The organism is Marinobacter sp. R17 (genome assembly GCF_003789045.1).
Lineage (GTDB): Bacteria > Pseudomonadota > Gammaproteobacteria > Pseudomonadales > Oleiphilaceae > Marinobacter_A > Marinobacter_A mangrovi.
Window position 1 is genome coordinate 49,783 of sequence record NZ_RHGZ01000011.1, and the last position, 21,341, is coordinate 71,123.

The 21,341-nt window shown below is 65.0% G+C and carries 19 protein-coding genes and 1 riboswitch; of the genes, 11 read left to right on the forward strand and 8 right to left on the reverse strand.

What is annotated here, in order from left to right:
• Positions 1 to 18: 18 nt before the first annotated feature.
• From EB809_RS09830 to choV, 3 genes are all read left to right on the forward strand, one after another.
• Positions 19 to 948, forward strand: a complete 930-nt coding sequence (locus tag EB809_RS09830) for a choline ABC transporter substrate-binding protein (RefSeq protein WP_123634641.1) — start codon at positions 19 to 21, stop codon at positions 946 to 948.
• 73 nt (positions 949 to 1,021) lie between these two features.
• Entirely contained in the window at positions 1,022 to 1,870 is an 849-nt protein-coding gene (choW, locus tag EB809_RS09835; protein WP_123634642.1) for a choline ABC transporter permease subunit, read from the forward strand.
• The gene (choV, locus tag EB809_RS09840; protein WP_123634643.1) at positions 1,867 to 3,048 is read left to right on the forward strand and encodes a choline ABC transporter ATP-binding protein; all 1,182 of its coding nucleotides are present in this window, start codon (positions 1,867 to 1,869) and stop codon (positions 3,046 to 3,048) included. Before choW ends, choV begins: the two co-directional genes overlap by 4 nt.
• A gap of 165 nt (positions 3,049 to 3,213) precedes the next feature.
• Here the strand turns inward: choV and EB809_RS09850 are convergent, their stop codons facing one another.
• Positions 3,214 to 4,422 (reverse strand): HD-GYP domain-containing protein, encoded by a 1,209-nt coding sequence (locus EB809_RS09850; RefSeq protein WP_123634644.1) that lies wholly within the window; start codon positions 4,420 to 4,422, stop codon positions 3,214 to 3,216.
• 125 nt (positions 4,423 to 4,547) lie between these two features.
• Positions 4,548 to 5,363, reverse strand: coding sequence for a TatD family hydrolase (locus tag EB809_RS09855; protein ID WP_123634645.1), 816 nt, complete (start codon positions 5,361 to 5,363; stop codon positions 4,548 to 4,550).
• A gap of 31 nt (positions 5,364 to 5,394) precedes the next feature.
• On the opposite strand from EB809_RS09855, the gene EB809_RS09860 reads away from it, so the two are divergent.
• A complete protein-coding gene (locus tag EB809_RS09860; protein WP_223807904.1) occupies positions 5,395 to 6,279 on the forward strand; it encodes a polyphosphate kinase in 885 nt (294 codons plus the stop codon).
• A 12-nt stretch (positions 6,280 to 6,291) separates the two neighbouring features.
• Here the strand turns inward: EB809_RS09860 and EB809_RS09865 are convergent, their stop codons facing one another.
• The 3 genes from EB809_RS09865 to EB809_RS09875 are packed head-to-tail and all read right to left on the reverse strand — an operon-like array spanning position 6,292 to position 9,160.
• The gene (locus EB809_RS09865) at positions 6,292 to 7,056 is read right to left on the reverse strand and encodes an ABC transporter ATP-binding protein (protein ID WP_123634647.1); all 765 of its coding nucleotides are present in this window, start codon (positions 7,054 to 7,056) and stop codon (positions 6,292 to 6,294) included.
• Positions 7,053 to 8,102, reverse strand: coding sequence for a FecCD family ABC transporter permease (locus EB809_RS09870; RefSeq protein WP_123634648.1), 1,050 nt, complete (start codon positions 8,100 to 8,102; stop codon positions 7,053 to 7,055). The genes EB809_RS09865 and EB809_RS09870 overlap by 4 nt, the downstream gene beginning before the upstream one ends.
• Positions 8,099 to 9,160 carry an ABC transporter substrate-binding protein gene (locus EB809_RS09875; protein ID WP_123634649.1) on the reverse strand — a complete coding sequence of 354 codons (1,062 nt, stop codon included), beginning with the start codon at positions 9,158 to 9,160 and terminating at the stop codon, positions 8,099 to 8,101. The genes EB809_RS09870 and EB809_RS09875 overlap by 4 nt, the downstream gene beginning before the upstream one ends.
• A 162-nt stretch (positions 9,161 to 9,322) precedes the next feature.
• Positions 9,323 to 9,516, reverse strand: a riboswitch (cobalamin riboswitch).
• Between the two features lie 165 nt (positions 9,517 to 9,681).
• Here EB809_RS09875 and EB809_RS09880 point away from each other — a divergent pair.
• The 4 genes from EB809_RS09880 to EB809_RS09895 are packed head-to-tail and all read left to right on the forward strand — an operon-like array spanning position 9,682 to position 13,720.
• A complete protein-coding gene (locus EB809_RS09880; RefSeq protein ID WP_123634650.1) occupies positions 9,682 to 10,245 on the forward strand; it encodes a heme NO-binding domain-containing protein in 564 nt (187 codons plus the stop codon).
• Positions 10,238 to 12,148 carry a putative bifunctional diguanylate cyclase/phosphodiesterase gene (locus tag EB809_RS09885; RefSeq protein WP_123634651.1) on the forward strand — a complete coding sequence of 637 codons (1,911 nt, stop codon included), beginning with the start codon at positions 10,238 to 10,240 and terminating at the stop codon, positions 12,146 to 12,148. Before EB809_RS09880 ends, EB809_RS09885 begins: the two co-directional genes overlap by 8 nt.
• Positions 12,149 to 12,184: 36 nt before the next feature.
• A complete protein-coding gene (locus EB809_RS09890; RefSeq protein WP_123634652.1) occupies positions 12,185 to 12,472 on the forward strand; it encodes a SelT/SelW/SelH family protein in 288 nt (95 codons plus the stop codon).
• A gap of 6 nt (positions 12,473 to 12,478) precedes the next feature.
• Entirely contained in the window at positions 12,479 to 13,720 is a 1,242-nt protein-coding gene (locus EB809_RS09895; RefSeq protein WP_123634653.1) for a methyltransferase, read from the forward strand.
• Here the strand turns inward: EB809_RS09895 and EB809_RS09900 are convergent.
• The 3 genes from EB809_RS09900 to EB809_RS09910 all read right to left on the reverse strand — a co-directional run bounded on the left by EB809_RS09900 (position 13,705) and on the right by EB809_RS09910 (position 17,961).
• A complete protein-coding gene (locus EB809_RS09900; RefSeq protein WP_123634654.1) occupies positions 13,705 to 14,190 on the reverse strand; it encodes a DUF4124 domain-containing protein in 486 nt (161 codons plus the stop codon). The two genes, EB809_RS09895 and EB809_RS09900, sit on opposite strands and share 16 nt — an antisense overlap.
• Before the next feature lie 83 nt (positions 14,191 to 14,273).
• A complete protein-coding gene (locus tag EB809_RS09905) occupies positions 14,274 to 15,449 on the reverse strand; it encodes an OmpA family protein (protein WP_123634655.1) in 1,176 nt (391 codons plus the stop codon).
• Positions 15,450 to 15,666: 217 nt separating this feature from the next.
• Positions 15,667 to 17,961, reverse strand: coding sequence for an ATP-dependent helicase (locus tag EB809_RS09910; RefSeq protein WP_411711065.1), 2,295 nt, complete (start codon positions 17,959 to 17,961; stop codon positions 15,667 to 15,669).
• 64 nt (positions 17,962 to 18,025) lie between these two features.
• Here EB809_RS09910 and EB809_RS09915 point away from each other — a divergent pair, with 64 nt between their 5' ends.
• From EB809_RS09915 to EB809_RS09925, 3 genes are all read left to right on the forward strand, one after another.
• Positions 18,026 to 18,409, forward strand: coding sequence for a DUF2237 family protein (locus EB809_RS09915; protein WP_123634657.1), 384 nt, complete (start codon positions 18,026 to 18,028; stop codon positions 18,407 to 18,409).
• Between the two features lie 16 nt (positions 18,410 to 18,425).
• Positions 18,426 to 20,567: a tRNA(Met) cytidine acetyltransferase TmcA gene (locus EB809_RS09920; RefSeq protein WP_223807905.1), complete on the forward strand. Its 2,142-nt coding sequence runs from the start codon at positions 18,426 to 18,428 to the stop codon at positions 20,565 to 20,567.
• A gap of 95 nt (positions 20,568 to 20,662) precedes the next feature.
• Entirely contained in the window at positions 20,663 to 21,340 is a 678-nt protein-coding gene (locus EB809_RS09925) for an ankyrin repeat domain-containing protein (protein ID WP_123634658.1), read from the forward strand.
• The last annotated feature ends 1 nt before the right edge of the window (position 21,341 follow it).

Here is a 21,341-nt window from a genome sequence, read left to right on the forward strand (position 1 = left end):
TGGAGAAAGGAGATAACGATGAAGAAGTTTTTGCTGGCTCTTGGCAGTCTCATGCTGAGTGGCGCCGCGGTCGCCGCGCCCAATCAGGAATGCAAAACCGTGCGGTTTGCCGACGTGGGCTGGACCGACATCACCGCCACCACCGCACTCACCTCCGAAGTGCTGGAAGGCATGGGCTACAAGGCCAAGGCTAACGTCCTGTCCGTGCCGGTCACATACCGGTCCCTGAAAAACAAGGACATCGACGTGTTCCTGGGCAACTGGATGCCCACCATGGAAGCGGATATCCGCCCGTACCTGGAGAGCGGTGACGTGGAATCCCTGCGCACCAACCTGACCGGCGCCAAATACACCCTGGCGGTACCCCAGTACGTCTACGACGCCGGCGTCCACAGCTTTGCCGACATCGCCAAGCACGCGGACCAGTTCGACAATCGCATCTACGGCATTGAGCCGGGCAACGACGGCAACCGCCTGATCCAGGACATGATCGACAAGGATGCCTTCGGCCTGAAGGATTTCCGGGTGGTCGAATCCAGCGAAGCCGGCATGCTGTCCCAGGTGGGCCGCGCCGTGCGTCGCGACAACTGGATCGTCTTCCTGGCGTGGGAACCGCATCCCATGAACGCCAATTACGACCTGAAATACCTGGACGGCGGTGACGACTACTTCGGTCCGAACTATGGCGGTGCCACCGTGCACACCAACGTCCGCAAGAACTACACCCAGGATTGCCCGAACGTCGGCAAACTGCTGAACAACCTGGAATTCTCCCTGACCATGGAAAACGAAGTGATGGGTCTGATCCTGGACGACGGCATGGAGCCGCGTGATGCCGCGCACCAGTGGCTGTCCAACAACCCGGCCGCGCTCGACAAGTGGCTGGACGGCGTGACCACCATCGACGGCCAGCCTGCGCTGCCGGCGGTCAAGGCCAGCCTCAAGTAAGCCTTTCGCCTCCTGCCGCTGGCCATGAAGGCCGGCGGCAGGAACGCCTTTGAATCTGAAAAGACACGACACCATGAGCTGGATAACCGAGCATCAATTGCCATTCGGCGACTTCATGGAAGAGGTTGTCAATTTCCTGATCGACAACGGCAGCGGCTTCTTCGATGCCGTTTCCGAAAACCTGGGCGGCCTGATCCATGGTCTGACGGACGGCCTCCTGTGGGTACCGCCGGGTGTGATGGTGGCCCTGTTCACCGTGGCCGCCCACCTGCGCCACCGCCGCTGGGGCCTGACCGCCTTTACCCTGATCAGCTTCCTGTTGATCTGGAACCTGGGCTATTGGGAAGACACCATGGCGACCCTGTCGCTGGTGCTGTACGCCACCATCCTGTGTGTGGTCATCGGGATACCGCTGGGCATCTACGCAGCGCATCACCAATGGCTGTACAAAGGCCTGCAGCCGATCCTCGACCTGATGCAGACGATCCCCCCGTTCGTCTACCTGATCCCGACCCTGACCCTGTTCGGTCTGGGGGTGGTGCCGGGCGTGATTTCCACGGTGATCTTCGCGATTGCCGCCCCGGTACGACTGACTTACCTGGGCATTTCCCAGGTGCCGACCGAGCTGGTGGAAGCCGGTAAGGCCTTTGGCTGCACCAACCGCCAGCTGCTGTTCCGGGTGGAATTGCCCGCCGCCATGAGCTCCATCGGCGCCGGCATCACCCAGTGCATCATGCTGTCCCTGTCGATGGTGGTCATCGCCGCCCTGGTCGGCGCCGACGGTCTCGGCGTGCCGGTGGTCCGCGCCCTGAATACCGTGGATATCGGCAAGGGCTTTGAAGCCGGTCTGGCGATCGTCCTGCTGGCGATCTGGATGGACCGTTTCTTCCGTCAGAAAAACCCCGGGGAGAGTGCCGCATGATTGAACTCGAAAACGTCAATGTGGTCTTCGGCAAACAGCCCCAACGCGCCCTGCCGATGATCGAACAGGGGATGGACCGCGAGGCCATCCGTGCAAAGACCGACCTGGTGGTCGGCGTCCAGGGCGCCAACCTGTCCATCAAGAAGGGCGAGATCTGCGTGCTGATGGGCCTGTCCGGCTCCGGCAAGTCGAGCCTGCTGCGCTGCATCAACGGGCTCAACACGGTCACCAGCGGCAGCATCCGCATCGACCACGACGGCGAGTCGGTGGATTTCACCCACGCCAGTGAATCCGTGCAGCGGGACATCCGCACCCGCCGGGTCTCCATGGTGTTCCAGAGCTTCGCGCTGATGCCCTGGCTGACCGTCGAGGAGAACGTCGGCTTTGGTCTCGACCTGCAGGGGCTGAGCAAGTCCGAACGGCGCGAGAAAGTGAAGCGCCAGCTGGAACTGGTGGGCCTGCAGGACTGGGCCAAGCGCCGCCCGAACGAGTTGTCCGGCGGTATGCGCCAACGGGTGGGCCTGGCCCGCGCCCTGGCCACCGAATCCGAAATCCTGTTGATGGACGAGCCGTTCTCGGCGCTGGATCCGCTGATCCGCAACCAGTTGCAGGACGAGCTGTTGAGCCTGCAGGCCGAGCTGCAGAAGACCATCGTCTTCGTCAGCCACGACCTGGACGAGGCGCTCAAGCTGGGTTCCCACATCGCCATCATGAAGGACGGCCAGATCGTCCAGCACGGCAAGCCGGAATCCATCGTGCTGCAGCCACAGAACGACTACGTGAAGAGCTTCGTGGCCAGCACCAACCCGCTCAACGTGCTGGCGGCGCGCTCGCTGATGCTGCCGATCGACGACGTACCGGCCGATGCCGACGGCAACCGCTGCCTGAACAAGCGCTACGACACCTGGCTGCATACGCCGGAACGATCGATGGAAGCCGTGGTGACCACCCAGGGGCAGACCTACCAGACCCAGAGCTGGCAGGAAGGCCAGGCCATCGACAGCCTGGAGCAGAAGCCCACCTGCATCGCCCCGTCCACGCCGCTGCGTGACGCGGTGGAGATCCGTTATTTCACCGGCCACAGCCTGTTGGTGGAAGACGGCGGCGCGATCGTCGGTGCCATCGGCGATCGTGAGCTGTACCACGCGATGCTGGGCAAGCACCTGGACGACAGCTAAGACGTTGGAGCCTCCGGTGGCTTTGGCCTAGGCTTGAACTGGGCCGGCTCACCGGAGGCGTCAATGCTCAACACATTCAATTTCCGTCATCTCTACTCGTTCTGGGTGATCGCCCGAGAAGGAGCGATCGCCCAGACCGGCGAACACCTGGACCTGGCCAGTTGATCAGGCCATAAAAGGCCGGATATCGATCTTGTAGGTGGCCGGATCCACCGCCCGGACGATGCGGTCCTGGTTGCCCGGAGCTGCGAGATCGAGGGTTTCCACCGGGATCTGCATCCGGAAACGGGTGTGATACATGAGGCGCACCAGCGGCAGGCGCTGGTCGTCCTCGTTGGCCTCGACGACCACGCCCAGCCGGCCACTCTCCAGCAGCACCATGGAGCCCACCGGGTAGATACCGATACAGCGGATGAACTGGCGGACCAGTTCCGGGTCCAGGTGATCGCCGCTCCATTCCATCAGTTTCTTGAGCCCCTGGGTGGGCGTCATGCCCTTGTGATAGACCCGGTTGGCGGTGATGGCGTCGTATACGTCGGCGATGGCCACCATGCGTCCGTAAAGGGAGATTTCGTTTCCCCTGAGTCCGGCGGGATAGCCGCTGCGGTCCATACGTTCGTGATGCTGGGCTGCGGTCAGCAGGGTGAGCTCGCCAATGCCTTCGGTGCTGGCCAGGATGTCGTGGGAATGCACGGCGTGCTGCTTCATCACCTCGAACTCGTCCGGGCTGAGGCGACCGGGCTTGTGCAGGATGGCGTCGGGGGTCAGGATCTTGCCGATGTCGTGCAGCAGGGCGCCGACCACCGTCTGTTGCAGGGCATCGAGCGGGTGTTTCATCGCCTTGCCGAAGATCGACATCAGCACACTCAGGTTGACCGAGTGTTCCAGCAGGTAGTTGTCCTTCTCGCGGATCCGGCCGAGGCACGCCATGGCGTTGGCGTTTCGGAACACCGAGCCCTGCAGGTTTTCCGCCAGTTCATGCACCGGGGCCAGATCAATCGCTTTGCCCAGCTTCACGTCCTGCATCACGTTGCCGACCAGGCTCTGGGTCTCGGAATGGATGCGTTTGGCGATGACGATTTCCTCGTCCAGGGCCGCGCGGGGTTTCATCAGTGGCTTGAGGCCACCGGCCTGCTGGAGCAGGGTTTCGTTGCGCTGGTCAACGGCGGCGGCCGGCACGGCATCGGGAGAGTCCAGGCCTTTGTCCGTATCGATGTAAACGTGGTAAACACCCAACCGGCTGATCTTCTCGATCGTCTCGTCCCGCCGAATCACGCCGCGGCGCCGGTTGTTGTTGTGGGGAATCCAGTCGTTGTTCAGGTCGGTGATGTACATACCGACCCTCAGTGCCTTTATAGGAATCCGCTTGATCATGCTCACCCACTGGAATGCAGGAACCTGATTGCCTGAAACGCAATAAATGTCAGGACCGTTCGCTATGATTCTAGACGACTGTCATGGGGCACCGGTCGTAAAATGCGGTTAAATTGGGCGCGTCCTCAGATGTCAGCCCGCGGAAAGAAGGTCCGCAGGCTGTTGGCGTAGGTGGTGGTGAGCACCTGCTCGATGGGCAGATCCTTCACCTCGGCGATCTTCTCCGCCACGAACGGAATGTAGAACGGCGCATTTTCCCGGCCGCGGTAGGGCACCGGCGTCAGGAACGGTGAATCCGTCTCCAGCAGCAGCTGCTCGATCGGCGTCATGCGGATGATGTCCCGCACGTTTTCCGCCTTGTTGAAGGTGGAAATGCCGTTGAACCCGAGGCACCAGTCCTGATCCAGGGCGTAGCGGGCCAGGCCGGGACCGGAGGTGAAGCTGTGGATGACGCCGCGGCGCTTGAGCGTACCCTCGAACTCCTTGAGGATCTCGATGGTGTCGTCGTCGGCCTCGCGACTGTGGATCACCACCGGGCGATCGGTGTCGCAGGCAATCTGCAGCTGGCGGCGGAACACATCCCGCTGCACGGTGCGATCGGCGTTGTCGTAGAAGTAATCCAGGCCGATCTCGCCGACGGCGACCATCTTCTCACCGCCCACGTGCTCGCGGATTTCTGCCTCGACGGCGTCGGTGTAGGTTTCCGCCTCGTGGGGGTGGATGCCCTGCGTACCGTACACCCAGTCCGCCTCGCCGGTCAGCTTGCGGACGGTAGCCAGGTTGTCCGGGGCCACGGCAATGGTGATCACCCGCTCCACGTTCACCCGCTGGGCCTCGGCCAGGGTTTCCGCCAGAGGGCGGTCCTTGAGGTAGTCCAGGTGGCAGTGGGTTTCGATGATCGGCTGCTCGAAAACGGGGATGTCGCGTCGTTTCTTGCTCATGAGCGGAACGTTGCCTGTGGCGTCACTGGGAATGAATTCTGACGCAGTCTACCATTTTGGACAGTGCCCCTCCCAATCCGCAGACGAGGCCCATGCCATGATGACCACACCGTTCAACGAGCGCTGGCGATACGATCCAACCCGGCCGTCACTGCACGATTACCCGGCTGATGTCGGGGACGACGACATTCCGTCCCTGGATACCAGTCTGGAGAACATCGGCGAGTACCAGCGCCGCCTATGGGCCAACCGGTCCCGGGCGGTATTGCTGGTCCTCCACGGCCTCGATGCCAGCGGTAAGGACAGCCTGATCCGGACGCTGTCGACTTACATGGATCCGGCCGGTTTCCACGCCTGGTCCTTCGCCCGGCCGCAGGGAGCGGAAACCCGACACGACTTCCTCTGGCGTGTCGTCCCGTTGCTGCCGGCCTATGGTGAATTGGCGGCCTTCAACCGCAGTCATCACGAGGCGGTGATTGCCGAGCGCCTGTGGCCGATCCATGCTCCGGAGGACTACAACTGGCAGGCCCGATACGAGGCCATTCGCAGCTTCGAGACGCATCTCGCCCGGGAAGGCACAACGGTCATCAAATGCTGGATCCGGCTCAGCGGCGATGAACACCGTCGTCGGTTGATCAAGCGCCTCGACGAACCGCGCAAGCGCTGGAAGTTCGATCCGTCCGACGTGGAAGCCTTCGAGCGCCGGGAGGAGTTGCTGGCCTGTGCCGGGGAGGCCATTGCCGCCACCCACACAGCCGAGGCGCCCTGGTTCATCATCCCCGGCGATCGCAAGTCCGTTGCCCGGTCCATCGTGGCCGCCCTGGTCGACGAACAGCTTCAGGCCCTGGCGCCGGATTATCCAGTAGAGGACGAGAAGACCCTCAAGGCCTACCGGAAACTGCTGGGCGGCGATTGACCCCAAGGGCGATCAGGGAGCCTGCCGGAAACGCAGGATCCGCCGCCCGTCCTGCGGGTCGCCGATGCTGTCGGCCTGCACCCTGAACGTCTGCCACAGTCGCTCCGGAGTGAGTACGTCTTCAGGCGGCCCCAATGCCACCAACCGACCGGCGTCCAGGACGCCAACGCGGTCGCACGCCATCGCCTGGTTCAGGTCGTGCAATGCGATCACCACGGTCACCGGCAACCGCCGCACCAGGCTGAGGATGGCCAACTGGTGCTGGATATCCAGGTGGTTGGTGGGCTCGTCCAGCAGCAGGATGCGGGGTTGCTGGGCCAGGGCCCGGGCGATGTGGACCCGCTGGCGTTCGCCGCCGGACAGGGTGTGCCAGAGCCGGTCGGCAAACGGCCGCATATCGACGTCGTCCAGCGCCCGGTCAACGTGGGTGTCGTCTTCGTCCGTCCAGAAGCGCAGCGGCGACAGGAACGGCGTGCGACCCAGGGCAACGGCATCGCGCACGCAGAGCCGGTCGCTGGTCTCGGCCTGTTGTTCGACCAGGGCAATCGACCGGGCGATGGTGCGCCGCCTGAGTCCGGCGAGCGGGCGACCGTCCACGCGAACGCAGCCCCGGGCCGGTCGGCGCAGGCCAGCCAGTAGCCGCAACAGGGTCGACTTGCCGGAGCCGTTGGGACCGACCAGGGCGAAGGTTTCGCCGGGCCGGATGGTCAGGCTCACGTTATCCAGCAGGGTGCGGCCATGGATGCGGGTCCCGAGATGTTCGGCGGTCAGTTTCATGCCTTGCCCGCTCCCCGGACCAGGATCAGGGCGAACGCCGGTGCCCCGATCAGCGAGGTGATCACGCCGATGGGCAGCACCTGGCCGGGCACCAGGATGCGGGACAGGATGTCCGAACCGACCAGGAACACGGCGCCGGCCAGGGCCGAAGCCGGTACCAGCCGGGCGTGGCGGCTGCCCACCAGCAGGCGCATGGCGTGGGGAATCACCAGGCCGACGAAGCCGATGGCGCCAACCATCGACACCATCACCGCCGTTACCAGGGCGGTCACGGCAATCAGCACGCCCCGGACCGGACGCACCGCTACGCCCATGGACGCGGCGCTGTCTGCGCCAAAGGTGAAGGCATCCAGGGCGCGCATGTACCACAGGCACACCCCCAGCCCGACCAGGGCGGTTGGTACCGCCAGGGCGACGTCGTCCCAACGCACTCCGGACAGGCTGCCCATCAGCCAGAACAGGATGCCCCGGGCCTGCTCGGCGCTGGCCGACTTGGCAATCATGAAGGCCGTCAACGCGTTGAACAGCTGGGCGCCGGCAATGCCCGCCAGGATGATCGCCCCGGCCGCCTGCATGCCCCGCCTGGCGGCGTGGGCCAGCACCACCACCAGGCCGAAGGCCAGGGCCGCGCCGGCAAAGGCGCCCGCTGACAGGCCGATGGCACCCGCGCCCAAACCCAGCACGGTGACCGCCACCGCCCCGGTCGACGCCCCGGCCGAAAGCCCCATGAGAAACGGATCCGCCAACGCATTGCGCAGCAGCGCCTGCAGTACCACCCCGGTCAGTGCCAGCCCGGCGCCGCAGCAGGCGGCGACGATGGCGCGGCTGAGCCGGTAGCTCCAGACGATGCCGGCATCGATGCGGTCAACCGGGTAACCGGCATCCCACAGGCGGTTGGCCAGCACTTTGAGAATGGTGTCCACGGGAATCCGCGTCTCGCCGATGGCGGTGCCGGCCACCAGGGCGATCGCCAGCACCAGCGGGGTCAGCCACAGCCAGTGCAGGCGCGGCGCCACCGGCACCGGCAGGGATATGACGCGGCTCATCGGTCGAAGCTCATTCCGGCCAGGGCGTCCGACAGGGAGTCGAGGCCAAAGATCGTGCGCAGGGTGGCGCTCATGGCGTGGGCGTCCATCGGTACGATGTGGCCTTCCCGCACCGCGGTCATCTGGCTGGCGACGGGGTCGTTGTGCAGGAAATCGAGCTTCTTCCGGATGTCGTCGGCCGGGTAGCGGCGACGGTCCATCTGCGCGATCACGATCAGGTCCGGGTCGGCCCGGGCAATGGTCTCCCAGCCGACGGTTGGCCATTCCTCATCGGACTCGACCACGTTGCGGATGCCGAGTTTGTCCATCATGTAGCCCGGCGCGCCCAGACGACCGGCGACGAAGGGAGCCGCGGCCAGGTCGGTGGACGAAAACCAGAAGACCGCGGACAGGTCTTTTGGCAGGTCCAGCCCATGGGCGCGTTCGATGGCCCGGGTTTCCCGGCCTTTCAGGTCGGTGATCAGGTCCTCCCCGGCGTCCTGCACGTCAAAGATCGTGGCAAGCTGGCGGATGCCCTTGTAGATGGACTGCGTGGAGAAGGCGGCGACCCGCGTGCCATCACCGCCGGTGGCGTTGTCCTTGGTGTCGCAGTCCGCCGGCAGGATGTAAGTGGCGATACCCAGGTCGGCGAATTGCTGGCGGGTGCCCACCGAACCGGTCGGGCCCACGTGCCATTCGTATTGCACGGTCACCAGGTCCGGGTGTTTGTTGACCACCGCCTCGAAGCTCGGGTCGTTGTCGGCGAGGCGCGGTACCCGGTCGTTGATGGCCCTGAACTGGGGCAGTACCGGGGTGAACCAGACCGACGTGCCGGCCACCCGATTGCCCAGTCCCAGGGCGTAGAGCGTTTCGGTGGCGGACTGGCCGATGGTGACGGTGTACTCCGGGGCGGCGTCGAAGCGAATCTCCCGACCGCAGTTATCCAGCGTCAATGGGTAAGCGGTCGGGTCCGCCGCGGCGTTGGTCGCGGTCAGTGTAAGCAGGACCGGCAGGGACCGGCGGACGAGTCGCCAGAACGGGAACCGCCCTGGAGCAGTGAGACGGAATGTGACCAACATGACGTGACCTCCTGGGATCGCTATCGAAGCGCAGCGACTATAATGGTTATGTTATAACATAACAATAAGGTTTCACGGCCGATAGCAAGAGGGTTCAGGAAGCTGTAAAGGAATCCGTATGATGGGAATGGTCCTTCCTTTCCCCGGGGCACCCCGCCCGGCGTCGTGAATCGGATGGTCGGCAGGTCTCCTGACTGACGGGTCGTGGCGCGTCCTGCCTTCCCGGGGGATCCCAGTGGCTTGGTGATTGGACGTCGCTCGCCGCCTACAGTTGCGGGGGCAGTTTCGGTTCGCGGCCGTGGCCGCGGCGAATTCCCTATTAATTCCCGGAGGAAACCGACGCGTCGAGCATAAACAGGTTGATCGGGAGGGGCAAGCGCCAGCGTATAGTCAACCGATGGTATGGCCTGAATTATTCGGCAAAGCCGGAGGCGCTGGCCTAAACTGTGATTCCGGACCGGTGACCCGGCGCCCGGGCTATTCAGGCACCTTTGGGGTGCCGTCGTTGAGCAGCGAGCCGTATGATTGGATTGATCCAGAAGATTTTATTGGAACTGGTTGAGCGCGAGGGTGGGGCCAAAGCGCTCGCAGACGTCACACGCCGGGCCGGATTGGCAGACGTGCCGGATTTCCGGATCGATACGGATTATCCGGATGATGAGTGCCTGCGTCTGATCGAGGCGACCCAGGCCGTTTTCGGCCTGGACGAGGAGGCCCTGTATCGCCTCTACGCCGATGCGTTCATTGTTGAATCGCGTCGGCTGTTTCCCATGTTCTACAGGATGTCCCCAACGGCGCGGGATTTTCTGGAACGCCAGCCCCGCGTTCATGACACCTTGGCGTCCAGCCTGCGCAACGAAGCCAGTCGTGAGCGGGTGCGCGACAAGTTTGCCATTCGCCGTGAGGGCGAGGATCTGGTGGTCACCTACGGCTCACCCAATCGCCTGTGCGGCCTGTATGAGGCGCTCTTCGATCGATTGTTGCAGGAATACGGCGAGGCCGGCGAGTTGAGTGTCCGGACCTGTCAGAAACGGGGGGATCCGGTCTGCACCTTCTGCCTGCGCACGGAGACCGCCATTGACTGACTCGGAAAAGCGCCTGCGTGAGGAAATCAACGCGATTGCCGACCAGCTGTGCCAGGCGATCGACGGGCGATTCGACTTTCATGTGAACTCCGGGTCGGACGACCTGGATGTGCAGAAGCTGTCCGTGCTGTCCAATTTCGTACTCGAATCGGTCCGGCGCAACCTGGAGGCGCTGGAGCGAACCCGGGACGAACTGGAGGAGCGGGTAGCCGAACGAACCCGGCGACTGGATCTGGTGATTGAAGGCGCCAACGACGGCGTCTGGGAATGGGACCTGGAGACCGACAGCATCCAGGTGTCCCAGCGCTGGCTGGTGCAGTGCGGCCGCCCCAGTCTGGGTGCGCGGTGTGAACCGGACGTCTGGATCGACATGATCCATCCCGCCGACCGATCCGATTTCCGGCAGGCCCTGCACGATCACATCAACGGCCTGACGGCCCGCTTCCGGGCCGAGTTCCGGTTATCCAATGGCCGCGGTGGCTACCGCTGGATGGTGGCCCGCGGGATCTGTGACCACGATCCGCAAACCGGCGTTGCCCGCATGATCTCCGGCACCCAGGCGGACGTGACCCTGCAGAAATTCATTAATCCCGTCACCGGCTTTCCCAACAGCCAGTATCTGGAAACCATCCTTGATGAACGCATGCGCGCTCAGCAGTCCGGCCACCTGGACCTGGTGGTGCTGGCCCTGCCCAATTACGCCCTGGTGCGCGAGACCCTGAACGGCCGGGAAAGCGGGATCCTGGCGGGGGAGTTGCGTCGGCGTATGGAGGAGTGTGTGCGCAATGGCGAACTGATCGCCAGTCTGTCCGACAGTACCACCGCCATCCTGATCAACAGCCCCGACCCGAACGCAGGCCTGGACCGTGCCGGCGATGTCCAGCGGGCCTTCGACCGGGTATTCCATGTGGAGAAACGCAGCGTCTGGCTCAGCGGTGTGGTCGGCCTGATGCCGGTGCGCGAAACCCGCCTGGAATCGGCCGATGCGGTGCTGCAGGCGACCCGTACCCTGATGCGCAAGGCCCGCCAGCAGGGAAGCGGGTCCTGCCTGCGCTATCACGACAGCATGAGCCGGGAGAATCTCGATCGCCTGGAAACCGAACAGTTGCTGCGTAATGCCTTGCGTCTGGGCTGGGTGGAGCCTTTCCTGCAGCCCCTGGTCAATCTGCAGGCCGGGCGGCTGAGTGGCTTTGAAGTCCTGGCCCGGATCCGCCATCCGGAGCGCGGCATCATTCCCCCGGACCAGTTCATTCCGGTGGCGGAAGAAACCGGACTGATCCGGGAATTGAGCGAGCGGTTGCTGGACCAGGTGATTCCCCTGTTCAACGACCCGAGGCTGGTCGAGGTCTACGGCAATGACTTCAATCTGGGCGTCAACCTGTCGCCGGTCCAGCTGCACGATCCCCATCTCGCCGAAAGCCTGCTGCGGCGGCTGTCGGAGGCGGGCATGTCGCCGGCTCGCTTCAAGGTGGAGATGACCGAAACGGCGGTGATGGCGGATTCCCGGGTGGCGGTCAAACTGATGAACGAACTGCGCGACGGCGGCATCGGTGTGGCACTGGACGATTTCGGCTCGGGCTATTCCTCCCTGGCGTATCTCCGCAATCTGCCCCTGGACTACCTCAAGATCGATCGCTCACTGGTTTCCGGACTGGACCGGGATCCTGAAAAGCGAGCCATCCTGGAAATGATCATTTCCCTGTGTGAACGGCTGAGACTGACGGTGGTGGTGGAAGGCATCGAGAACGATCTGGAATTGAGCTGCCTGATGGGGATGGGCGCCATGGTCGGTCAGGGCTTCCTGTTCAGCCGCCCCTTGCCGGTGGATGACCTGATTGCCAGCTTGCCGGCCGACGGTCTGTTGCAGCCGGTGGTCAAGCCGGTGTCCGACGGGCGACAATAGCGGCTCACCCCGTACTGATGACCCGGAATCACCGTTATGCCCAGTCGCGTCGAAATCCACTACTGCACCCAATGTCGCTGGCTGCTGCGCGCCGCCTGGATGGCGCAGGAACTGCTGACCACCTTCGAAGATGAGATTGGCGAGCTGGTCCTGAAGCCGGGCACGGGCGGCGTGTTCGAAGTCCGGGCGGACGACCAGACGGTCTGGTCGCGCAAGGCGGCCGGCCGCTTTCCCGACATCACCGAGCTCAAGCAGGCGGTCCGCGACGTCGTGGCGCCAGAGCGCCCACTGGGCCATGCCGATCGCAAAACCGATGACCGCTGAACCACGATGAAGGCTCCCGCCCAACAAAGCCACGACTGGGCCGAGCGCTGGTCGGCGCTCGACCGCTGGCTGACCGATCACGCCGATCTCTGGCAACCGGCCCCCTTCAGTTCACCGGCGCCCGACTGGTGCCGCCGGTATCCGGATATGGCGGCGTTTCTCGAGGAACGGCCTGACCCCGACGTCGACGCCTACGAAGCCGATCCCGAATGTCTGGTCGCGCGGCTCTCGACCTGGCTGCCGGCGATCACCCGGCGCCAGGCCTTGCTGGAGCTGCCGGACTTGTCGGGCGAGTCGCTGGCCCTGCCGGAAACCCGGGCGGTGGACATGCCCGGCCGCAAGCGGCTGCAGGCCGGCGCCTTTGCGGCCGCCGTGCAACCGCTGGAACACCCGATACTCGACTGGTGCTGCGGCAAGGGCCACCTGGCGCGGACCCTGGCGCCGACCGCCAGGGCACCGCTGGCCGGCTATGAGTGGGATGCTGCGCTGGTGGCCGACGGCAATGCTCTGGCCGAGCGCTACGGGGATCCGGTGACGCTGGTGACGCGGAATGTGCTGGACCCGGATTTGCCCTGGTCGCCGGTCTACCACGGCGTCGCCCTGCACGCCTGCGGCGATCTGCATCGGCGCCTGATCGCCGAGGGCGCGCGCCATCGATGGCCGCGGCTGAGCCTGTCGCCCTGCTGCTTTCACCTGACCCGGCAGACCCGGCATCAGCCCCTGTCCCGGCGGGTGGCGGATGAGCGGCGATTGACCGGTTTGTCCCGGGAAGCCCTGCGCCTGGCGGTCCGGGAAACCGTGACGGCGCCGGCCCGCGTACGGCGCCAGACCCGCCACACCCAGATCTGGCGACTGGGCTTCGACGCCCTGCAAAGGCACGTGCGCGGTGAAGACAGTTACCTGCCGGTGCCCTCCCATCCGACCCATTTGAATGACGACGGCTTTGCGGCCTTCTGCCGATGGGCGGCCGAACGCAAAGGCCTGGCGCTGCCAGCGGACACGGATTTCGATCACTGGCTTACGGTCGGCCAACGTCGGCAGGGGCAGGTGCGGCGCCATGAGCTGCTACGCCACCTGTTCCGGCGGCCACTGGAGCTCTGGCTGGTACTGGATTACGCGCTGTATCTGGAAGAACAGGGCTACACGGTGACTCTGGGCACTTTCTGCGAGCGCCACCTCACGCCCCGTAACCTGCTGCTGGATGCCCGGCTGGAGCGGTCGACGGCGTCCGGTCAAGGTTTGCGATAAACGACCCTGTCCACACAACCGTCCCGGAAATACACGTAAGTCAGCTCGTAGAGCATGCCGTAATAGTCTGTCTTGTAGACCCAGGTTTCCTGGGGCACCGGGTAGACTTCCGGTGTGGTGCCGAAGGCGTCCCGGACGTTGTCCTTGGTCATGCCCCGGACCACCTGTTCCCGCAGGATGTAGCGGCGCAGGTCGGTGGAGGGGATATAGCGGCAGGGGCTTTCCGGCTCGCTGGCGCCGGACTCGGCCGGTGCCGCGCTCTCCGTCGATTCAGTGGGCTCTGGGGGTGGAGGCAGGTTGCTGTTGAAGCGCCCGCCAATCCGGTTGTCCGGTAAGGTGAGGGTTTCGGGGTTGTCGCCGCAGGGGGTATCGGAATAACGCACGCCGTTGGCATCGGCGCATTTGTAGACCTCGGCAAACGCCGACGGGGCAAGCAGGCAGCCGAGAAGGAACAGGGCGGTTAAGCGCATGACAACATCCTCCGGGCGCTGCCCGCCCGTCTGCAATCGCCCCGGGGACGGCGCTGGCCATCCCCGGGGCGGGACTTCACCGATTACCGCTCGATCTGGATCTTGGCTTCCACCCGGCGGTTTTCGGCACGACCGGCCGCAGTGTCGTTACTCGCCACCGGGTCGGACTCACCGTAACCTCGCGCGCTGACCCGGTCCGGATCCACGCCCAGTGTGCCGGTCAGCCGGTTGGCCACGGATTCCGCGCGACGCTGGGACAGGAACTCATTGTAGCTGGCCTTGCCGGTGTTGTCGGTATGACCGCCCACTTCCACGACCGTGTTCGGATGCGCTTCTAGGAAGTCGGCCACCCGGCGCAGATCGTCGTCATAACGATCGCCGATTACCGAGCTGTTGGTGGGGAACTGGATGTTCAGCGTGAAGGTCTGGACCTCTTCCATCACCCCTTCACAGCCTTTCTCGTCCACTTCAGCCCCCGCTGTCGTGTTCGGGCACTGGTCCATGCTGTTGACCACGCCGTCGTTGTCGCTGTCCAACTCACAGCCGCGGCTGTCGACGTCGGCGCCGGCTGGCGTGTTGGGGCACTGGTCCTGGCTGTCGACCACACCGTCGTTGTCGGCATCCGGCTCACAGCCGTTGGCGTCGACGGCCGCGCCCGGCGGTGTGCCCGGACACTGGTCGGCGTCGTCGGTCACGCCGTCGTTATCGCTGTCTTGCGGTGCCGGCGCTTCCTTGCTGCCGAAGCCAAAACCAAAACTCATGCCGACACTGGCCAGGGTGTCGAAGGCATCTTCGTCCAGACTGTAGTACTCGCGCAGATCACCGCGCAGGGACACCACGTCCGTGAGGTTATAGCGCAGGCCGCCGCCGACGTTGAGCCGGGTTTCGCCGTCGATGCCGCCGCCCAGACTGTCAAAGTCGGTATGGCCGGCGCCCGTGGCCACGTACGGATTCAGCTTCTCGTCCGGATCGGCGAAGTAGTATAGACCGTCCAGGCGGTAGTCCTGGAAATCACTGCTGCCCGGCGCGTGTTTGCGGTCGGCATCGCCCCGGTTCCAGACGCCTTCAACAGCCCAGCGAGGCAGGAAACGATATTCCAGTCCGACCCCATAGGTGTCGGTTTCGCTCAGGTTGCGATCGTCGTCAAAGTATTGAAAACCAATGAAGGGATTAACGTAGACTTTCTGTTCGTCCGCCAGTGCGGGCGTTGTGATGGCTGAAAGCAGAGCCGCAGTAGCCAGAAGTCGGTTGCGGGTCATGTGAACCTCCTGTTCGTTTCCTATCGTTTATTACTTCGTCATTTTTTGCTGCTTTATTTTGTTGTGGCTTGGATCGCCGCAGCAGGCTTCATGTCCTTGCCTTTACGCGTAATTTTAGTGACGGGATTCATAAAGGGTAGGGTTTTGACGCCAACATTGCTGAATGGACATGTTTGTGGCCCGTTTGGAGGCGTCTGGTTGCGAGGGCCGAACCGCCTCAGGAGGCGGTCGGCCGGCGAAAATAGAGGTGGGCGCTCTTCTTGCTGAAGGTGAGGGTTTCGCCGCTGTCGAAGGCCACGTCGAAAGCGCTGCCGGACTCGTCGGTGACCCGACCAGGGCCCATCACCGCGTGGATCAGGCGGGATTCGGTCCAGACAGGGCCGACGCCCTCGCTGTCCTGGCCGGTTTCCGGGGCGTCCAGTTCGACCTGGGCACGGTCGGCATAGCGCTGGATGACGGTGGTGGGCGGTTTTTCCAGGCGCAGGGTGGTGCCCGGTTCCGGCCGGGTGTCCAATTGGCTGCCCAGGTCGGCGGAGGCGGGAAAGCAGAGTTCGTGGAGGAAGCGGCTCGGTCCCTGGTCGCCGTCCAGGTGCGGAGTGTCGCTCTCGCGCCGGGAGATCAGGTGCAGGGCATGGCGGGTGCGGGTCAGGGCGACGTAGAGCAGGCGCCGTTCGCTCTCCACCAGACTGCGGATGTCCTCGGTCTGGCGGGCGGTGTAGGGCAGGTATTTCTCCTGCAGGCCGGGGATGATCACCACCGGCCACTCCAGTCCCTTGGTGCGGTGCATGGTGGACAACTGGATGCCGCCGCGGCCGGGCTGGCGGGCCTGCTGGCGCAGGGTATCCAGGTGCGCCAGGGCCTCGCCGGCGCCCACGTCGAGACCCCGGATGTAGGCCTGGAAGCCGCGCACGGTGTCGATGCGTTCGTCGGCGGACTCGTGGGTCATGGCCAGGCTGCGAATGCCTTCGAACAACTCAGTGTCGTCGGCGTAGCGGTCGATCAGGTCCCCAGCCGGGCCGTTGAAACCATCCAGGTCCAGCAGGCAGCGCCCCAGTTTCTTCAGTTTGCGCGCCGGCATCGGCCCCAGCGCGTCGAAATCCAGATCCAGCAGGCGGGCGCCCCAGTCCCGGTCAAACCGGGCCAGCAGCTGCGCGAGGTTCTGCAGTTCCGCTTCCTTGAGACCCACGTGGGGAAAACGCAGCAGGCTACGGGCCGCTTCCAGGCGATCCGGTTCGGCCAGTATCGGCAACTGGCCGGCGCAGACCCGCATCAGGTGGGTGATGGCTTCCACCTCTCGGGTAAACAGCGCGCCCTTGTTGCTGTCGATGCGATAGGGAATCTGCCGGGCCAGCAGGCGCAGCTCGATCGGCACGCTCTGGCTCCACACCCGGAACAGCACGGCTACCGATTCCAGCGGCTGGCCGCCGTCCCGATGGGCTTCCACCAGCTTAAGGATGACGTCGCTGTCCTCGTTGGCCCGGTGCAGCTGGATATCGGTGGCCGGCGTGGACGGGTGGGCGTGGCAGAGCACGTCCTTACGCCCGGTGTTGTGGCTGATCAGGTGATTGGCCAGCAGCGCGACACGGTGCCCGTAGCGGAAGGTGTAGCTGAGGGTCTGTTCCAGTGGGCTTTCAAACTCCTCGCTGAAGCGGCTCAGGATGAAGTCCGGCTGGGCGCCGCGGAATTCGTAGATGGTCTGGTCCGGGTCGCCCACCACGGTCACCCGCGCCCGCTCGCCGGCGATGTAGCGCAGCAGCAGGTGCTGGATCTCGTTGGTGTCCTGGTATTCGTCCACCATCACCAGATCCATCTTGTTGGCGACGAGGCGCTGCAGCGGCGGGTTCTGGTGGATCGCCATGACCGGCTCATAGAGCATGTCGGCGTAGCTGATGCGGGCGTTGCGCTTGCGCCACTGTTCGAAGCCGTGGAACAGGTCGATCAGGTAGCGGTGTTTGGTGCCGTAGCCCATCTGCTCGAACACGATTTCCACCGGCGACAGGGTGGTCTTCACCAGATCGATGAAGTGGGTGGCGGTTTCCACGTAGTCCTTCTTGGCGCGCTTGATTTCGTCCTGCAGGGCTTCCGGCGCCAGCTGGCGGGTCAGCATCCAGACCTGGAAGTTGATCTCCTGGTCGCTGAGGATGTCGGCGACGAAATCCGGCAGGTAGCCCTCCCGCACGAAGCGTTTGTACAGGCGGTAGCCCATGGCGTGGTAGGTGCGGATCTCCGGCAGTCCCAGCCCGGTGTCGCCGGCGACCGATTGCAGTTTCTTCTGGAAATCGTCCCGGGCGCTGCGGTTGAACATCAGCACCAGCATGCGGGTGGGATCATGGCCCTGTTCCAGCAGGTAGCGGATGCGCCAGGCCAGGGTGGTGGTCTTGCCGCTGCCCGCCACGGCGGTAATGAGGGCGTGCTCATAGCCGGCGGTGATGATGGCGTGCTGTTCGTCGGTCAGGTGCGGGGGGAGGGCTGTTGGCATGGGCGCTATTCTGGCATGGTCCCGGTCACTCATCCATAATGGTTTGCCTCATGAATCGCACAGAGGCCCCGGATTCCGGGGCCGCAGGAGAGACACCATGGCACAGACCCAAAAAGACGCCCTCAACGTGTTGGGCCAGCCGCTGGCCGATTGCGGTTACGATCCCCAGACCGGCTTCTACCGGGACGGTTGCTGCAATGTCGGGCCGGATGACCTGGGCGTGCATGCCGTCTGCGCGGTGGTCACCGACGATTTCCTCGAATTCTCGCGCCTTAAGGGCAACGACCTGTCCACGCCGCGCCCGGAGTTCGGTTTTCCCGGTCTTCGCGACGGCGACGCCTGGTGCCTGTGCGCCGGTCGTTGGACCGAAGCGTACGAGGCCGGCAAGGCGCCCCGGGTCCGGTTGCTCGCGACGCACCAGGCCGCGCTCGAACACTGCGACCTGGATGCCCTCAAACAGCATGCGGTGGACCTGAGCTAATCCGGTGCCTGCTGCTGTGACCGTGCCTGTTGGCTGGCCGGCTGCCGACCGGATAGGCAAGTGGCAAGCTGCCCTGCGCCGTGCCGGTGAACGCCGCCTGCTGTTGGTGGAGGCTCACGCCACGGGGGCGGTCGAGTACGCCTTGGCGCTCTGCCAGTCGGCGGATCCGGCGCGGTGCCTTTGGGTGGGCTCCTCGCCCTCGCCAACTGGGATATATCCTCCGGCCATTCGACCAACCAAGGCGCACGAATGGCTGGGTCGTGAGCTGGATCTGGTGATCTGGGATGGCTGCGCCGGTAATCCGCCGGACGACCTGGCGGCCCTGATGGGCACGCTCGCTGCCGGCGCCCTGCTGGTCTGGCTGATGCCGCCACTGGCCGAGTGGGGGCGCTTCGATGACCCGGATTATGCCCGCACCGGGTTGGCCGACATTGACCGGCATCCCTTCCTTGCCCGCTTGGCGGGCGTCCTGGAAGCCCACCCGGCCGTGGTGCGGCTGTGCGCTTCGGGCGAGGTCATCGGGCAACTCGACATGGACGCCGCTGGCGCGTCGTTCCAGCCCACCGATACGCCGGATCAGTCGGCCGCGATCGACGCCATCCTCCAGACCGGGACAGGTCGCCGTCGGCGTCCGCTGGTGATCCGGGCCGATCGGGGGCGGGGCAAGTCCACCGCCCTGGGGCGGGCCGCAGCGCAATTGCTGCAGGATAAGTGGACGCGCATCCTGGTGACCGCACCCCGGTTCGAGGCGGTGGAGACCCTGTTTGCCGCGGCGGAGGCCCATTGGGTCGGCGCCAGACGGGACGGCCACCGACTTTGGCTGGACGACCACTGTCTGGAGTTCCTGCCGGTGGACGTGTTGCTGCAGGAGCGTCCCGAGGCCGGCGTGGTCCTGGTGGACGAAGCCGCCGGTCTGCCGGCACCGCTGCTCGCCGATATCCTGACCGGCTGGCCGCGGGTGGTGTTCGCCACCACGGTCCACGGCTATGAGGGCACCGGCCGGGGCTTTGACGTGCGCTTCCGGGAGGTGCTGGACCGGCTCACGCCCCAGTGGCGAACGCAGCGCCTGTCGCAGCCGATTCGCTGGCGCGAGGGCGATCCGTTCGAGGATCTGGTCAATCGCCTGTTCCTGTTGGATGCCGAAAGCGCCACCGGGTTGTCGCCGCAGGCGGACATTCGCATCGAGACCTGGCACCCGGCCGAGGCGGATGCCAATGCCCTGGCCCAGGCCTTCGGCCTGCTGACCGACGCCCATTACTGCACCACACCGGCGGATCTGCGCCAGTGGCTGGACGATCCGCACGCCCGCAGCTGGCTGGCCCGCAGCGATTTGGACGATGCGGTCGTCGGGGTATTGTGGGCCAGCGCGGAAGGTGGTCTGGACCCGGCGCTGGCGGAGCAGGTGATGCGGGGCGAGCGACGCATCCGTGGTCACCTGCTGGCTCAGTCGCTGGCCTGCCACGGCGGCCTTGCGGAGGCGGCCACCGTTCACACCCGGCGTGTGGTGCGAATTGCCGTGGTGCCCGAACTCCGGCGGGCGGGAATTGGGCAGCGATTGCTGGCCGCTGCCCGGGACGACAGCCGGGAAGCGGGATTTGACCTGTTTGGCACCAGCTTCGGAGCCACCGCGCCCCTGTTGGCGTTCTGGCGTCGCGCCGGTCTCTATCCGCTGCGGCTGGGCTTGCACCGCTCTGCGAGCAGTGGCGAGCACACCCTGCAGATGGGGTTGGCCCTGTCGGCCGCGGGTATGGACCTGCTGTTGCGCCTGCAGACCCGGTTCGCCGAACACTGGCCGCTGTTGCTGGGCGACAGCTTCCGGATGCTGGAGCCGGAGCTGGCGCTGGCCCTGTGCCGCGACTGGGTCGCCTCGGTGCCGTTGATGCCTATGGACCGGACCGAGTTGGCCGCCTTTGCCGGCGGTTACCGGCTGTTCGAATTGTCCCGGCTGCCGCTGATGCGGCTATCCCTGCAACCGTGTGTCAGTGAAACGCTGGCGGCGGACACTGAGGCGACTCTCTGGTGCCGGGCGGTTCTGCAGGGATGGTCCTGGTCCAAGCTGCAATCGGCCGGATTGTGCCGCGGCCGCCGGGATGCCGAGCAGCGCTTGCGGCAACTTGCCGGGAAATTGCTTGAACCGGTCGACATCCCGCCACATTAAGCCGGGCGACGGCCTGCTTCTGTGACCCACTCGATGTCATTGGCCTGATCCGCTTGGGCAGAATGGGCCAACCTGAAAACGACCGGAATACCGCCATGCCCAAACGCGTGCTTGCCTGCCTCGCCCTTGCCCTGATTGTCCTGTCCGCCTGCTCCGGTCAGCCGCAACCCGTCAATCTGGAAACGGTGCATCGGGCGAATCAGTCTTCGCCCCTGGTGAGCGCGGTGATGCAGGGCGACCTGCCGGCGGTGCAGGACCAGGTGGCCGCCGGCGCGTCCCTGAACCAGGTCACCGCGGACGGTACGCCGCTGACAGCGGCGGCGACTGCGGGTCACGACCGCATCGCCTGGTACCTGTTGCAGCAGGGGGCGGATCCCAATCTGGCGGACGCCCGCGGGCAGACGCCGCTGATTGCGGCCTCGGCAGAGGGCAGCCAGCGCCTGGTGAAGCTGATGCTGTCCGCCGGCGCCGGCGTCAATGCCAGCGGTTCCGACGGCACCACAGCGGTGGCGGCGGCTGCGGAGGCCGGCAACCTGTCGGTGATGCGCACGCTGCTGGATGCCGGGGGCAACGTCAATATTGCCCACGACGGCGAATCCGTGTTGATGCACGTGGTGCGCAACGGCGACCTGTTGATGACTGAAGTGCTGATCGCCGCCGGGGCGGATGTCAGTTATCGTGGCGAGGACGGGAGCTCCGCCCTGTCCATCGCCCGTCAGCGCAACCTGGGCGACATCGAGATGCTGCTGGTGCAGGCCGGCGCGCGCCAATAGG

Coding starts and splice junctions, on each gene's coding strand:
- EB809_RS09910 (WP_411711065.1), bottom strand. CDS start 17,961: ATGAGTGACCGGGACCATGCCAGAATAGCGCCCATGCCAACAGCCCTC.
- EB809_RS09830 (WP_123634641.1), top strand. CDS start 19: ATGAAGAAGTTTTTGCTGGCTCTTGGCAGTCTCATGCTGAGTGGCGCC.
- EB809_RS09880 (WP_123634650.1), top strand. CDS start 9,682: ATGATTGGATTGATCCAGAAGATTTTATTGGAACTGGTTGAGCGCGAG.
- choW (WP_123634642.1), top strand. CDS start 1,022: ATGAGCTGGATAACCGAGCATCAATTGCCATTCGGCGACTTCATGGAA.
- EB809_RS09900 (WP_123634654.1), bottom strand. CDS start 14,190: ATGCGCTTAACCGCCCTGTTCCTTCTCGGCTGCCTGCTTGCCCCGTCG.
- EB809_RS09855 (WP_123634645.1), bottom strand. CDS start 5,363: ATGAGCAAGAAACGACGCGACATCCCCGTTTTCGAGCAGCCGATCATC.
- EB809_RS09875 (WP_123634649.1), bottom strand. CDS start 9,160: ATGTTGGTCACATTCCGTCTCACTGCTCCAGGGCGGTTCCCGTTCTGG.
- EB809_RS09895 (WP_123634653.1), top strand. CDS start 12,479: ATGAAGGCTCCCGCCCAACAAAGCCACGACTGGGCCGAGCGCTGGTCG.
- EB809_RS09905 (WP_123634655.1), bottom strand. CDS start 15,449: ATGACCCGCAACCGACTTCTGGCTACTGCGGCTCTGCTTTCAGCCATC.
- EB809_RS09860 (WP_223807904.1), top strand. CDS start 5,395: ATGAATTCTGACGCAGTCTACCATTTTGGACAGTGCCCCTCCCAATCC.
- EB809_RS09925 (WP_123634658.1), top strand. CDS start 20,663: ATGCCCAAACGCGTGCTTGCCTGCCTCGCCCTTGCCCTGATTGTCCTG.
- choV (WP_123634643.1), top strand. CDS start 1,867: ATGATTGAACTCGAAAACGTCAATGTGGTCTTCGGCAAACAGCCCCAA.
- EB809_RS09915 (WP_123634657.1), top strand. CDS start 18,026: ATGGCACAGACCCAAAAAGACGCCCTCAACGTGTTGGGCCAGCCGCTG.
- EB809_RS09865 (WP_123634647.1), bottom strand. CDS start 7,056: ATGAAACTGACCGCCGAACATCTCGGGACCCGCATCCATGGCCGCACC.
- EB809_RS09850 (WP_123634644.1), bottom strand. CDS start 4,422: ATGATCAAGCGGATTCCTATAAAGGCACTGAGGGTCGGTATGTACATC.
- EB809_RS09870 (WP_123634648.1), bottom strand. CDS start 8,102: ATGAGCCGCGTCATATCCCTGCCGGTGCCGGTGGCGCCGCGCCTGCAC.
- EB809_RS09890 (WP_123634652.1), top strand. CDS start 12,185: ATGCCCAGTCGCGTCGAAATCCACTACTGCACCCAATGTCGCTGGCTG.